Raw genomic sequence first — 14,041 nt, forward strand, 5'->3', positions numbered from 1 at the left:
TCGTTCGCGTTCCGGTTGCGGGCGACGGCGGCAGCGGGTACCCGCCTTTGCGATGAGCAGCCAGCCCCCTATCGGACAAATTCCATCAGGCGTCAGAAACGCCCCCGGCGTCCCGGTCATCCGGAACGTCAACTGGGGCGGCCTGAAGACCCTCTATGTGAAGGAGGTGCGCCGTTTCTTCAAGGTGCAGCTCCAGACGATCTGGGCGCCGGCGATCACGACGCTGATGTTCCTGGTGATCTTTACCGTCGCCAATGGTGCGCGCAGCCCGGTGCGCGTCGGCGGCACCGACGTGGCGTTCTCGGACTTCATCGCGCCCGGGTTGATCGTGATGGGGATGCTCAACAACGCCTTCGCCAATGCCAGCTTCTCGCTGCTCGTCGGCAAGATCCAGGGCACGATCGTCGACTATCTCCAGCCGCCGTTGTCGACCGCCGAACTGCTCGCCGCGCTGACCGGCGGCGCGGTGACGCGCGCCTTCTGCGTCGGCGCGACGGTGTGGCTGGCGATGGCGCTGTGGCCCGGCGTCCACGTCACGCCGCAGCATCCATGGGCGGTGCTGTGGTTCGGGCTGCTCGGCGCGGTCTTCCTCAGCCTCGCCGGTGTGCTGACCTCGATCTGGGCGGAGAAGTTCGACCATGCCGCCGCGGTCACCAATTTCGTGATCGCGCCGCTGACCCTGCTCAGCGGCACCTTCTATTCGGTCGATCACCTCGCGCCCGCGTTCCGCGCGTTCAGCCATGTGAACCCGTTCTTCTACGTCATCTCGGGCTTTCGCTACGGCTTTCTGGGCACCGCCGATTCGGCCGTAGCGACCGGCAGCGTCGTGATCCTCGCGATCGACGTGGCGCTCGGGCTGCTGTGCTACACGCTGCTGCGCCGTGGCTGGAAGCTCAAGAGCTGACCGACGCGCTGTCCTCGGCCGAGCCACCGTCGACGCCCCCCGCTCCGCGGCTGGCGTGGATCGCGCTCGCGCTCGCCGGGCTGATCGCCGCCGCGCTGCTCGCCTTCGAGATCCGCGACGGCGCGCCGCTGGCGTGGGACCGCGCGATCATCCTTGCGCTGCGCACCCCGGGCGACACCGCCCAACCGCTCGGCCCCGCCTGGCTGCACGAGGTGATGGTGAACATCACCGCGCTGGGCAGCGGGACGATCCTGACCTGCGTCGTTCTCGCGGTCGCCGGGCTGCTGCTGGTGCAGCGGCTCTGGCTGACCGCCGCGATGGTGCTGGTCGCGACCATGGTCGGCGGAGCGCTCGCCGGAGAGGCCAAATATTGGGTCGGCCGTCCGCGCCCGGAGCTGGTCGACCATCTGGTGCAGGTGACCGGGCTCAGCTTCCCGAGCGGCCATGCCACCAACAGCGCGATCATCTATCTGACGCTCGCCGGGCTCGTCGCGCAGGTGACGCCGCGCCGCGTCGTGCGCCGCTACGTGCTGGCGCTCGCGGTCATCCTTGTCGGCGCGATCGGCGCGAGCCGGGTGTATCTCGGCGTCCACTGGCCGTCCGACGTGCTCGCCGGCTGGTGCGCGGGCACCGGCTGGGCGGCCTTGTGGTGGTGGATCGCCGCGACCGTGCGCGGGCGGATGAGCGCAGGGCGATAGCACGCCTCTTTCGGTCACCCTGTACCCCATTCTCGTCACCCCGGCGAAGGCCGGGGTCCAGTCGGGAAGGTCGCCGTTGCGGCGCGCAACAGTCCTAATCGACGTTCCGTAACTGGACCCCGGCCTTCGCCGGGGTGACGGTAAAAAGATGAGGTAAGCCGCTACGCCTTACCCCTGCCGCTCGGCGAGCTTGCGCTCCCACGCCAGCGCGTCGCGGACGATGCCTTCCAGATCGTCGCGCTTCGGCGTCCAGTCGATCGTCTTGAGGATCGCGCTATTGTCCGCGACCAGCTCGCCCGGATCGCCCGGCCGGCGTCCCTGCAGCTTGCGCTCGATCGTCCGGTTGGTGACGCGGTCGACCGCATCCAGCACCTCGAGCACCGAGAACCCGCGCCCGTAACCGCAATTGAGCACATGGCTCTCGCCCGGCTGGTCGATCAGCAGCTTGAGCGCGGCGACATGCGCCTCGGCCAGATCGCTGACGTGGATGTAGTCGCGCACGCCGGTGCCGTCGCGGGTCTCGAAATCGGTGCCGAACACCCCGACGCTGTCGCGCTTGCCGGTCGCGGCCTCGACCGCGATCTTGATGAGATGCGTCGCGCCGATCGTCGATTGGCCGCTGCGCCCCTCGGGGTCCGCACCCGCAACGTTGAAATAGCGCAGGCAGCAATGGTTGATCGGATGCGCCGCCGACACGTCGCGCAGCATGAACTCGGTCATCAGCTTCGACATGCCGTACGGGTTGATCGGCGCCTTCGGATCGTTCTCCGAAATCGGCACGCGCTCGGGGGTGCCATAGGTCGCGGCGGTCGAGGAGAAGATGAAGTGCGGCACGCCCTCGGCGACCGCGCTCTCGATCAGCGTGCGCGTCGCGGCGGTGTTGTTGCGATAATACTTCAGCGGATCGCTGACCGATTCGGGCACCACCACCGATCCGGCGAAGTGCATGATCGCCTTGACGTTATGCTCACGGATCACGTCGCGGACACCCGGATCCTCGACCGCGATCTGCACGAACGCCGCGCGCCCGTCGACCGCCCAGTCGAACCCGGTGACGAGATTGTCGATCACCACGACCTCATAGCCGGCATCGAGCAGCGCCAGCACCGCATGGCTGCCGATATAGCCCGCGCCGCCCGTCACCATCACCTTGCCGTTCAACGCCGTCATGTCAGTCTCCCGAAACGTTGCCGCCGCGTAGCGACTTCCTACATGGGACGCAAAGGAGACGAGTTTCATGACGGAATATGCGACGCTGGCCGGCGGCTGCTTCTGGTGCACCGAGGCCGTGTTCAAGGACGTGATCGGCGTCGAAAGCGTCGAGAGCGGCTATATCGGCGGACACGTCCCCAACCCGACCTACAAGCAGGTCTGCGGCGGCGACACCGGCCATGCCGAGGCGATCCGCGTCGGCTTCGATCCCGAACAGGTCAGCTATGCCGATCTGCTCGACATCTTCTTCGCGACGCATGATCCGACGCAGCTCAACCGGCAGGGCAACGACGTCGGCACGCAATATCGCTCGGCGATCTTTCCCGAGACGGTGATGCAGGAAGAACAGGCCAACCAGGCGATCGCGCGCGCGCAGGAGACGGCGTCGGGCAAGATCGTGACGACGATCGAGCCGTTCTCGGACTGGTACATCGCCGAGGGCTATCATCAGGATTATTGGGACGGCGAAGGCCAGCGCAATCCCTACTGCCTCGCGGTGATCCCGCCCAAGCTGCAGAAACTGCGCAAGAGCTTCGCGGCGCGCAGCAAGGCGGTCACGGCCTGATCCGTCGCCCCTGCGCAGGCAGGGGCCTATGTCTTTACCGTGCGTCGGACCATCTGACACAGAAGCGACGCTCCTGTGTCAGAAGTCTCACAGAACGAAACAGCCATAGGCTCCTGCCTGCGCAGGAGCGACGGCTCGAACACCAAACAATCGTCATTCCCGCGAAGGCGGGAATCCAGAACCTCAGCCGTGCCGGCTTCTACCAAGACCTGCGCGTCTGGATCACCGCCTGCGCGGGGATGACGATGGTTCGGCGGCAGGGCTTAGCGATGCGCCGCGCGCCGGAGCCGATCGTTGATCGCTACCCCCACCCCCGTCTCCGGCACCGCCGCGACCGCAATCCCCGCACGATCGCTGGCATCCGCGCGGTGGAGCGCATCGAACAACCGCGCCGCCGCTTCCTCGAGATCGCCGCTCGCCGACAGCGTGTCATCCCCCGCGACCGCGCCGAAACCGATCAGCCACTCCCCCGCTTCCGGCGTCACCGCCATCAACCGCAACGGCTTGCGCGGCGCATAATGCGTCGCGAGTTGCCCCGGCGCGCTGACATGCGCGGTCGTGCCCGCCGCAACCGGCAGCACCTCGCCCAGCATCTCGGCCGTCACCGGCCCCGGCCGCAGGATCGTCCGCCCGGCGACGATCGTCGACTCGACCCCCGTCGCGGTCGCACCGTCATCGAGGATCAGCGCCACCGCCCCGCCGAGGCTCGCCGCGACATGCGCCGCGCGCGTCGGGCTGATCGCGTTGCTCGCATTGGCCGACGGCGCGGCCAGTGGCGCGCCGCTCGCCGCCAGCAACGCCTGCATCGCCCGGTGTGCCGGCACGCGGATCGCGATCGTATCGAGCCCCGCGGTCACCAGCGACGCGATCCCCGCCTCCGCGCGCACCGGCAGCACCAACGTCAGCGGCCCCGGCCAGAACCGCGTCGCCAGCGCGCGTGCATCGGCATCGAACACCGCGAGCCGCTCCGCCGCCGCCAGATCCGGCACATGGACGATCAGCGGGTTGAAGCTCGGCCGCCCCTTGGCCGCATAGATGCGCGCCACCGCAGCCGAATCACGCGCGTCGGCGGCGAGTCCGTAGACCGTCTCGGTGGGCACCGCGACGATACCGCCGGCACGAATAATGCCGGCGGCTTCCTCGACGGCCGCCGTGCCGTAACGTCGAATGACAGGGTCTTGAGCACGCATCGCGCTCGGCTATAGCGGCTGGACAGGAGAGAGAGAAATGCCCTTCGCCGCCGCCACCGCCGATCAGCGCTTCGTGCTCGACCATGTCGTCCGGCTGGACGAGATCGCCGCCGCCGACCGCTTCGCCGCCGCCTCGCCCGACGTGATCGAGGCGGTGCTCGACGGCGTGGCGCAGTTCGCGGCCGGGGAATGGGCGCCGCTGCTGCGCACGGGCGACACGATCGGCGCGACATGGACCCCCGATGGCGTGAAGATGCCCGCCGGCTTCCCCGAAGCCTACCGCGCCTATGTCGAGGGCGGCTGGGGCACGATCGGCGTCGACGAGCAATGGGGCGGACAGGGCTTGCCGTTCGTCGTGCAGGCCGCGGTGCTCGAGACGCTCGGCACCGCCAACATGGCGTTCGCGCTCTGCCCGACGCTGACGGTCGGCGCGATCGAGGCGCTGGCGCATCACGGCTCGCCCGAGCAGCAGGCGACTTATCTCCCGAAGCTCGCGACCGGCGAATGGACCGGCACGATGAACCTGACCGAGCCGCAGGCGGGCAGCGACGTCGGCGCGCTGCGCACGACGGCCACGCCGCGCGGCGACGGCACGTTCGCGATCGAGGGCACCAAGATCTTCATCAGCTTCGGCGACCACGATCTGGCGGAGAACATCGTCCACCTCGTGCTCGCGCGTACCCCCGACGCCCCCGCCGGCACGCGCGGCATCTCGCTGTTCCTCGTGCCCAAGGTGCGGCTCGACGGCACCCCCAACGACGTGCGCGTCGTGTCGATCGAGCACAAGATGGGGCTCCACGCCTCGCCGACCTGCGTGCTGTCGTTCGGCGACAACGACGAGTGTCTCGGCGAGCTGATCGGCCCCGAGTTCGGCGGGATGCGCGCGATGTTCACGATGATGAACAACGCCCGCCTCAACGTCGGCTTGCAGGGCGTCCAGTCGGCGGAGGCCGCGACGCAGGCCGCGGTCGCCTATGCGCGCGACCGCGTACAGGGCGCGCGCGACGGCAAGGCGGCGGCGATCATCGAACATGCCGACGTCCGCCGGATGCTGCTGCGGATGAGGGCGCAGACGATGGCGGCGCGCGCGCTCGTCTATTACGCCTGCGGACAGGTCGATCGCGCGACGCTCGGCGATGCGCGCGCGAAGGAGCGGCTGGAGATCATGACCCCGCTCGCCAAGGCGCACGCCACCGACATCGGCAACGAGGTCGCGAGCCTCGGCATCCAGATCCATGGCGGCATGGGGTACGTCGAGGAAACCGGCGCGGCGCAATTCTTCCGCGATGCGCGGATCACTCCGATCTACGAGGGCACCAACGGCATCCAGGCCGCCGATCTGGTCGGGCGCAAGCTGGCGCTGTCGAACGGCGGCGCGTTCGCCGACGTGATCGCCGACCTGCGCGCCGAGGCGCAGGCACCGGCGCTGATGCGGCTGATCGACGCCTGCGAGGCGGTCGGGCGGCGCTTGCAGGGCGCGAATGCCGACGACCGCCATGCGGCGAGCTATCCATTCCTGACGATGCTGTCGGTCGCGGCGTGCGGCTGGCTGATGGAGCGGCAGACGCGCGTCGAGGGCGCGGATCAGGTCAAGAAGGTGGCTGCGGCCTTCTACCTCGACCAGATCGTTCCCGAGGCGCTGGGGCTGGAAGCGGCCGCGAATGCCGACGCGTCGGTGCTCTATGCGCTACCGGCCGAGGCGTTCTGACCTGTCCGCTACCGTCGTCCCGGGCTTGACCCGGGACCCCGCTTCTTCGTGGGTGTCGACAAGAAGCGGGGCCCCGGATCAAGTCCGGGGCGACGTTTAGAGGAGGGCAGTCCGCTTATTCGGGGCGGGCCTACCGGGCTCACTCCCCCGACGGACACCCATTGACCGGCGCCGGCCCCGCCTTGTCAGGATACCAGCGCGCCACCTTGCGATCCTGATCGTACAGGCACACCGCCGCGTCGGTCCCGTCCGGCCGGATCGCCACCGCCCAGTTATGCGGCCCGCAATTGTGCGGCTCGCACCCGAACGCGACCAGTTTCCCCTCGACCAGCGCGATCGGCGTCGCGGTCACGTCGCTGCCGAGCACCAGCGCCCGCACCGCCTTCTCGGGCACCACCGCCGCCACCGCCTCGCGCACCTGCGGCTGGCGCAGGAAGCTCGGCGCGGCGCCCTTCGGCTCGGTCGGATATTTGCCGACATAGGCGGAAAGATCGGCCACCGGCGACGGCGCGGCGCTCGGCGTCGGTGACGGCGCGGCCACACTGGGGGTTGGCGTCGGCGCGGCGGGCTCACGCTGGCACCCGGCCAGCACGACGCCCAGCGTCAGCGGAAGAAGAAAGGCACGCATCACCGCATCAATAGCGTCACGCCGGTGCCCGTTCCAGCAGCGTGGCGGCATCCAGCCCCAGCAACGCGATCCGCTCGCGGATGCGCGGCCATTGCTGCGCGACGAAATCCTCGCGCTCCGCCGTTCGCAGCCGCTCCGCCGCACCGGGCAGCACGAACATGCCGACCCCGCGCCGCACCTCGACATAGCCGTCGTCCTGAAAGCTCTGATACGCTTTCGCGACCGTCAGCGGGTTCGCGCCATGTTCGGCGGCGAGCGCCCGGACCGAGGGAAGCTGGTCGCCCGCGCCGAACTCGCCGCGCAGGATCGCCGCCGCGATCGTGCCGCGCAGGCGGAGATAGACGGGCGAGTCGTCGTTGCTGAGCGCTGCCATGCTGCCTTAATACAGCATGGGTCTAGCGGTGTCGAGATCAGCCCTGCCAGTCGCTCCACAGCCGCGCCTCGTCGGGCCGCGGACGCTCGTCGAGCGCGCGCCCAGGCGTGCCGATGAAGATGAATCCCGCGATCCGCTCCGGCGCTTGCCCGAAGGCGTCGCGCACCCGATCCGAAAACGCCGGCCAGCCGGTCAGCCACCCGCCCGCAAAACCATGCGCATGGACGGCGTGGAGCAGGTTCATGCACGCCGCCCCCGCCGACAATTCCTGCTCCCACAACGGGATATGGCTGTCCGGCCGCGGGCTGGACAAAGCGACCACCAACGCCGGTGCCTGACGCGCGAATTGCTCCATCGCCTCGATCTCGGCACGTCCCGCTGCGGGACGCTCTTCGCGATAGGCGTCGACCAGCAACGCGGCGAGCGCATCGCGGCGGTCGTCGCCGACGATCACGAACCGCCACGGCGCGAGCTTCCCGTGATCGGGGGTGCGCCCGGCGATGCGGATCATCTCAACCAGTTGCGCGTGATCCGGGCCGGGCGCGATCAGGTCGCGCGGCTTGCCCGAACGGCGCGTGGTCAACAGCGACAGCGGCGAGGAAAGGTCGTTGAACATGGCGCGACCGTGGATAGGCGATGTGACAGGATATTTACAGCGCCCGCTTAACCGTTAGTCTCCGCCGCAACCTTGTGCCCGCTCCTTGCCGCGGGCGACGACCCATATTCTGGAGAGCTTGCCCCTCATGGTGGAAACCCCGACCGCGGACAGCCCGCACGAGCCGGACATCAGTCACGTCAATCCGGCCCAGGAAGCGACGTGGTTCGGCCACCCCCGTCAGCTCGCCCGCCTGTTCACGACCGAAATGTGGGAGCGGTTCGGCTTCTACGGCATGCGCGCGCTGCTCACGCTCTACCTGACGCAGCATTTCCTGTTCGGAGACCGGCAGGCGACCGGGCTGTACGGCGGCTATACCGCGCTGGTGTACCTGACCCCGTTGATCGGCGGCTATCTCGCCGACCAGTATCTCGGCTCGAAGCGCGCGGTGAAGTTCGGCGCGGTGTTGATGGCGATCGGCTATTTCACGCTCTGCTTCGGCGGCGATACTGCCAAGCCGTTCGCGACGATCGATGGCCAGCGCTATGAAGTCGCGATCGAGAAGAGCGCCGCGGGTACCGAAACCCGCTACGTGCTCGACGGCGCGAAGCGGCTGGCGATCAAGGGCAATGATGACGGCACCGTCGCGTTGCTCGGCACCGATGGCCAGCCGGAGCGCACCGTCGCCAAGGGCGCGTTCCAGTCGGATGGCGAGCGCAGCCCGTTCTACGTCACCGTGATGCTGCTCGCGCTGTGTCTGGTGTCGGTCGGCAACGGCTTCTTCAAACCGAACATCTCGACGATGGTCGGCGAGCTGTACCCGGTCGGCGACCGCCGCCGTGATACCGGGTTCACGATCTTCTACATGGGGATCAACATCGGCTCGACGCTGTCGCAATTGCTCTGCCCGCTGCTCGCGACGATGGTCGGCTGGTGGGCCGGCTTCGGGCTGGCGGCGATCGGGATGCTGGCGTCTTGGTCGCTGATCCAGTTCGATGGCGGGCGGCTCAACGGCTATGGCGAATCGCCCGTGCAGCCCGGCCAGCGCGACCGTGCGCTGGGCATCTATGCCGCCGCGTTGATCGGTGTGCCGATCTTCTACCTGCTGTTCACCAACCTGATGAACGCGCCCGAGCCGGTCGCCGGCACCGGGATGATCGGCTACATCATTGCGCTGCCGCTGATGGGCAAATTGCTGTTCGGCACCTTCCTGATCGCGGTGCCGGGCATCCTGATCTGGTCGTTCGCTAACGGCGCGCGTGCCGAGTTCCAGATGATGCTGGCGGCGATGGTGCTGATCGTCTTCAACGTCGTGTTCTGGACCTTGTTCGAACAGGCCGGATCGAGCCTGACGCTCTATGCCGATCGCAACACCGATCTGTCGGTCTTCGGTTTGTTCTCGCTGTCGGCGGGTCAGACGCAGTTCTTCAACGCCTTCTTCATCGTCGTCTTCGCACCGATCATGGCGGCGATGTGGACCAAGCTGGCGGAGGCGGGGCGCGAGCCGTCGATCCCGGTCAAGTTCGGGATCGCGCTGATGCTGGTCGGGTTCGGCTTCCTGTTCCTCGTCTTCGGCGGTCGCTTCGCGGGCGCGGACTTCAAGGTCGCGATCTGGTGGCTCGCCGGGCTGTACCTGATCCACTCGGTCGCGGAATTGTGCATCTCGCCGGTCGGGCTGTCGATGATCACCAAGCTGTCGATCGCGCGTGTTGTCGGGCTGATGATGGGCGTGTGGTTCCTGTCGGTGTCGGTGGCGCAATATGTCGCCGGGATCGTCGCGCAGGTCGCCAGCGTCGAGACGGTCGGCGGGCAGGTGACCAACCTCAAGGTCAGCCTCGACACCTATAACGGCGTGTTCTGGACGATCGGCCTCGCCGCCACCGCGATCGGCCTGCTGCTGATCGCGCTGTCGCCGGTCATCCGGAAGTGGATGCACGGCGTCCAGTAATCGACATCAATCGATACGCGACAAGCGCGCGGCCATCTGGCAGCAAGAAGGCGGCGACCCGGCAACCGGGCGCCGCCTTTTTCGTAGGCGTATCAACGAGGAGTGCGGATGCCGGAATTGTTCGGATTGATGCAGGACAGCGCGCTCACCGTCGATCGCTTCCTGGATCATGGCGCGACCTGGCACGGCGAGCGCGAGATCGTCTCGCGCGAGGCGGATGGCGGCATCACCCGCACCGACTATCGCCGCCTCCACCATATGGCCCGGCAGGTGTCGGACGCCTTGCTCGCCGCCGGCATCGCCCGCGGCGACCGGGTGGCGACGCTCGGCTGGAACGGCGCGCGCCACATGGCGTCGTGGTACGGCACCACCAACATCGGCGCGGTGCTCCACACGCTCAATCCGCGGCTGTTCCCTGAACAGATCGCGTGGATCGCCGCACATGCCGGCGACCGGCTGCTGCTCGCCGATCCCGCCTGCGCCGCGCTCGCCGCGCGGCTGGTGCGCGATGTGCCGTCGATCGAGAAGGTCGTGTTCCTGTGCGACCGCGCTGCGCTTCCCGCGACCGACTATCCGGCGGTCGCGTTCGACGACTGGATCGCGCCGCACGCCGGCAACGCTTCATGGGGCGGGTTCGACGAGCGGCTGGCGTGCGGGCTTTGCTATACCTCGGGCACCACCGGCGATCCCAAGGGCGTGCTCTACTCGCACCGCTCCAATTACCTCCACACGATGATGGCGTTGCAGGCCGATGCGCTGGCATTGACGCAGCGCGACACGGTGCTGCTGGTGGTGCCGATGTACCATGCCAACGCCTGGGGGGTCGTCTATGCCGCGCCCGCCGCGGGCGCGAAGCTGGTGCTGCCCGGCGCGCGGATGGACGGGGAGTCGCTCTACGAGCTGATCGAGCAGGAGGGCGTCACCTTCTCCGCGGCGGTGCCGACCGTCTGGCAGGGGTTGCTGCACTATCTGCGCGGCACCGGGCGTGCGTTCTCGACGCTGCACCGCGTCGTGATCGGCGGCGCCGCGCCCCCGCCCGCGCTGATCCGCGCCTTCCAGGACGATTATGGCGTGGAGGTGGTGCAAGGCTGGGGGATGACCGAGACGTCGCCGCTCGCCACCCTCTCCTCGCCCACTGCCGAAGTGCTGGCGCAGCCCTATGACGAACAGGTGCGGCGCAAGGCGATGCAGGGACGCTTGCAGGTCGGGCTCGACTTCCGGCTGGTCAACGACGCCGGAGAGAAGCTCCCGCACGACGGCCAGACCGCCGGACGCTTGCTGATCCGCGGGGCGACGATCACCAGCGGCTATTTCCGCGACGACACGCCCGTGCTCGACGCCGACGGCTTCTTCGACACCGGCGACGTCGCGACGATCGACGCGTCCGGCTACATGCACATCACCGACCGCGCCAAGGACATCGTCAAGTCGGGCGGCGAGTGGATCAGCTCGATCGAGATCGAGAATATCGCCAGTGGCCACCCTGCGGTGGCGATCGCGGCGGTGATCGGGGTCGCGCATCCGAAATGGGACGAACGCCCGATCCTGCTGGTCCAGCCCGCGCCGGGGCAGACCCCCGACAAGGCGGACGTGCTCGCCTACCTCGACGGCAAGATCGCGCGCTGGTGGATGCCCGACGACGTGCTGGTGGTCGAGGCGATCCCGCTCGGCGCGACCGGCAAGATCGACAAGAAGCTGCTGCGCCGCCAGTTCGCCGACTATCGCCTGCCGGAATAGACGTGTCCACATGCCGTTCGTGCTGAGGAGAGGCTGAGCCTGTCGAAGCCTCGTCTCGAAGCACCGCCCTTCGAGACGCCATTTCGACAAGCTCAACGGCTCCTCAAGGCGAACGGATGGAGAGCACCGGAACACCGCGCCCCGCCACCTCGTTACGCCCCCGACCACCGATAACGTGAGGGAGACGATGGCGGACGCGATCAGGACCGCGCGCGGCTGGCTGCACGATCTGCCCGGCTGGCTGTCCGACATCTTCTATGTGGCGGCGGTGCTGGCGCTGGCGCTGGTGCTCCACCGTATCGTCATCTGGGTGGCGCGCCGCGCCACCGCGGCGCGCCCCGAGAGCGCCAGCGCCTTGTTCGTCGAGCGCATCCGCAAGCTGCTGCGCTGGCTGATGCTCGCGATCGCGCTGGCGGCGGTGCAGCCGGCGCTCGACCTCACCCGCGGTCAGTCGGCGTTATGGGGGCGGATCGCCGCGCTACTGGTGCCCGGGCTGATGGGCTGGTGCGCGATCGTCGCGGTCGGGACGGTCACCGACGTGATGATCCGCCACGCCGACATCAGCGTCGCCGACAATCTGCGCGCGCGTCGCCGCCGCACCCGGCTCGGCATCTTCCAGCGCATCTTCGTCTCGGTCATCATGCTGGTCACGATCTGTACGATGCTGATGACGATCCCCAGCGTCCGCAGCCTCGGCGTCACGCTGGCGGCGTCGGCGGGCCTCGCCGGCCTCGCGGTCGGCGCCGCGGCGCAGCCCGCGCTCAAGAACCTGATCGCCGGCTTCCAGATGATCTTCACCGAGCCGATCCGCATCGACGACGTCGTCATCATCGACAACGAATGGGGCCGCATCGAGGAAATCCGCCTCACCTATGTCGTCGTGAAGATCTGGGACGAGCGGCGGCTGGTCGTCCCCGTCTCCAAGTTCCTCGAACAGAGCTTCCAGAACTGGACCCGCCAGTCGAGCGCGTTGCTCGGCAGTGTCTTCTGGTACGTCGACGCCGATGCCGACGTCGAGGCGCTCCGCACGAAGCTGGGCGAGATCGTCACTGCCAACCCGCGCTGGGACGGCCGCTTCTGGAACCTGCAGGTCACCGACGTGAAGCCCGACGGCTCGGTCGAGCTACGCGGGCTGATGACCGCCAAGGACGCCTCGACCGCCTTCGACCTGCGCTGCGACGTGCGCGAGGCATTGCTGGCGCACATCCGCGCCGAACAGCCGACCGCGCTGCTCCGCCGTCGCGCCTATGTCGCGCTCGAAAGCGCGGGATAGATGCGGTCGCGCCCGGCCTGCTTCGCCGCATAGGCGTGGCGGTCGGCGCGATCGAGCAAGGTGACCAACGTATCATGCGGCCGCAGCTCGGCGATGCCGCCGCTGACCGTCACCTCGGGCAGCTCCGGCCCGAGCCGGGCGACCGCCGCGCGGATCGCCGCCGCCGCGCGCCCCGCATCGCGCAGGTTCGCGCCGCGCAGCAGCGCCACGAACTCCTCACCCCCCAGTCGCGCGACCAGCGTACTCGGCGGCAACGCGCAGGTCAGCGCCTGCCCGAACGCGTGCAGCACGGCATCGCCGGTCGCGTGCCCGAAGCGATCGTTGACCTGCTTGAAATGATCGAGATCGAGCAGGATCGCCGCCACCGGCTCTCCGGTTCGCCGGGCTGCGGCGATCGCGGTGCGCGCCCGCCGCTCGAACCCGCGCCGGTTGGCGATGCACGTCAGCATGTCGGTTTCCGACTCGACGCGCGTGGAGCGCAGGATCGACCGCACGATCATCAACAGCACCGACAAGGCGCTGGTGATCATCAGCAAGCCGCCGAGCGCCTGCGACAACAGCGCATAGCTGCTGTCCGCATAGTCGCGCATCGTCTCGCCCGAGCCGAAGACCGCGGCGAAGACCGGCTTGACCGCGAAATAGCTGGCGGTGACCGCGAAGACGACGCCCAGCCCCGCCCACCACGGGTCGCACCGCTCGCGCACCGCGCGGATCGCGATGATCGTGCAGAGCAACAGCATCGCATAGAACGGAAATTGATAGACCAGCCCGTAGCCGATCGTGTTGCGAGTACTGTCGTCGAGCATGACCCGGCCGACCAGCGCGATGGCCGCGATCGCGGGCGCCACCGCCCGCGGCGGCACTCGCCCGCTCAGCACGATGACGCCTTGCGTGAAACACAAGGTCGAGATCACCAGCGACAGATAGCTGGTGGCGGTGAACAACAGCGGCGTGCTGGTGAACCGCACGCCCAATTCGCTGATCGGCGTCAGCAATCCTATTGCATAAGTCGCGCAAAACCAACCAGTTGCGCGCTGCTGCGGGTAAGACGCACGCAAGACCGCAAAGGTGGCCGCGAACAATATCGCCACACAGGCATTGACGATCAACGCATAGATGGCACCACTCACACACGCACCACTGTGATTCTCGATTAGCAGTCCGTGCAATGAAGATGCGGCGGCAGCAACCCGAACGCCAGCCCGCGTGT

At 68.2% G+C, this 14,041-nt stretch carries 13 protein-coding genes; 7 read left to right on the top strand and 6 right to left on the bottom strand.

From position 1 onward, the window contains the following. Positions 1-52 precede the first annotated feature (52 nt). Together PGN16_RS08950 and PGN16_RS08955 are read left to right on the top strand one after the other, a co-directional pair. Positions 53-904: an ABC transporter permease gene (locus tag PGN16_RS08950; protein ID WP_335309063.1), complete on the top strand. Its 852-nt coding sequence runs from the start codon at positions 53-55 to the stop codon at positions 902-904. Further along, positions 862-1,602: a phosphatase PAP2 family protein gene (locus PGN16_RS08955; RefSeq protein WP_335309064.1), complete on the top strand. Its 741-nt coding sequence runs from the start codon at positions 862-864 to the stop codon at positions 1,600-1,602. The genes PGN16_RS08950 and PGN16_RS08955 overlap by 43 nt, the downstream gene beginning before the upstream one ends. Positions 1,603-1,770: 168 nt before the next feature. Here the strand turns inward: PGN16_RS08955 and galE are convergent, their stop codons facing one another. Then, positions 1,771-2,772 carry a UDP-glucose 4-epimerase GalE gene (gene galE / locus PGN16_RS08960; RefSeq protein ID WP_335309065.1) on the bottom strand — a complete coding sequence of 334 codons (1,002 nt, stop codon included), beginning with the start codon at positions 2,770-2,772 and terminating at the stop codon, positions 1,771-1,773. A 67-nt stretch (positions 2,773-2,839) separates the two neighbouring features. Here galE and msrA point away from each other — a divergent pair, with 67 nt between their 5' ends. Next, positions 2,840-3,379 (top strand): peptide-methionine (S)-S-oxide reductase MsrA, encoded by a 540-nt coding sequence (msrA, locus tag PGN16_RS08965; RefSeq protein ID WP_335309067.1) that lies wholly within the window; start codon positions 2,840-2,842, stop codon positions 3,377-3,379. A 263-nt stretch (positions 3,380-3,642) separates the two neighbouring features. Here the strand turns inward: msrA and PGN16_RS08970 are convergent, their stop codons facing one another. Then, complete coding sequence (locus PGN16_RS08970; RefSeq protein WP_335309068.1) at positions 3,643-4,569, bottom strand: L-threonylcarbamoyladenylate synthase; 927 nt, start codon at positions 4,567-4,569, stop codon at positions 3,643-3,645. 37 nt (positions 4,570-4,606) lie between these two features. Here PGN16_RS08970 and PGN16_RS08975 point away from each other — a divergent pair, with 37 nt between their 5' ends. After that, complete coding sequence (locus tag PGN16_RS08975; RefSeq protein WP_335309069.1) at positions 4,607-6,277, top strand: acyl-CoA dehydrogenase; 1,671 nt, start codon at positions 4,607-4,609, stop codon at positions 6,275-6,277. A 139-nt stretch (positions 6,278-6,416) separates the two neighbouring features. On the opposite strand, the gene PGN16_RS08980 is transcribed toward PGN16_RS08975, so the two are convergent. The 3 genes from PGN16_RS08980 to PGN16_RS08990 are packed head-to-tail and all read right to left on the bottom strand — an operon-like array spanning position 6,417 to position 7,894. After that, a complete protein-coding gene (locus tag PGN16_RS08980) occupies positions 6,417-6,905 on the bottom strand; it encodes a hypothetical protein (protein ID WP_335309070.1) in 489 nt (162 codons plus the stop codon). Between the two features lie 16 nt (positions 6,906-6,921). Next, positions 6,922-7,278, bottom strand: a complete 357-nt coding sequence (locus PGN16_RS08985; protein ID WP_335309071.1) for a GntR family transcriptional regulator — start codon at positions 7,276-7,278, stop codon at positions 6,922-6,924. Between the two features lie 37 nt (positions 7,279-7,315). After that, positions 7,316-7,894 carry a nitroreductase family protein gene (locus tag PGN16_RS08990; RefSeq protein ID WP_335309072.1) on the bottom strand — a complete coding sequence of 193 codons (579 nt, stop codon included), beginning with the start codon at positions 7,892-7,894 and terminating at the stop codon, positions 7,316-7,318. A 127-nt stretch (positions 7,895-8,021) separates the two neighbouring features. On the opposite strand from PGN16_RS08990, the gene PGN16_RS08995 reads away from it, so the two are divergent. The 3 genes from PGN16_RS08995 to PGN16_RS09005 all read left to right on the top strand — a co-directional run bounded on the left by PGN16_RS08995 (position 8,022) and on the right by PGN16_RS09005 (position 12,831). Continuing rightward, positions 8,022-9,821: a peptide MFS transporter gene (locus PGN16_RS08995; RefSeq protein ID WP_335309073.1), complete on the top strand. Its 1,800-nt coding sequence runs from the start codon at positions 8,022-8,024 to the stop codon at positions 9,819-9,821. Positions 9,822-9,929: 108 nt separating this feature from the next. Then, positions 9,930-11,558: a long-chain-fatty-acid--CoA ligase gene (locus tag PGN16_RS09000; RefSeq protein WP_335309074.1), complete on the top strand. Its 1,629-nt coding sequence runs from the start codon at positions 9,930-9,932 to the stop codon at positions 11,556-11,558. Between the two features lie 187 nt (positions 11,559-11,745). Further along, complete coding sequence (locus tag PGN16_RS09005) at positions 11,746-12,831, top strand: mechanosensitive ion channel family protein (protein ID WP_335309075.1); 1,086 nt, start codon at positions 11,746-11,748, stop codon at positions 12,829-12,831. On the opposite strand, the gene PGN16_RS09010 is transcribed toward PGN16_RS09005, so the two are convergent. Further along, positions 12,804-13,961, bottom strand: a complete 1,158-nt coding sequence (locus tag PGN16_RS09010) for a GGDEF domain-containing protein (RefSeq protein ID WP_335309076.1) — start codon at positions 13,959-13,961, stop codon at positions 12,804-12,806. The two genes, PGN16_RS09005 and PGN16_RS09010, sit on opposite strands and share 28 nt — an antisense overlap. Between the last annotated feature and the right edge of the window lie 80 nt (positions 13,962-14,041).

The sequence above is a fragment of the Sphingomonas phyllosphaerae genome (genome assembly GCF_036946485.1).
GTDB classification, from domain to species: Bacteria; Pseudomonadota; Alphaproteobacteria; order Sphingomonadales; family Sphingomonadaceae; genus Sphingomonas; species Sphingomonas phyllosphaerae_E.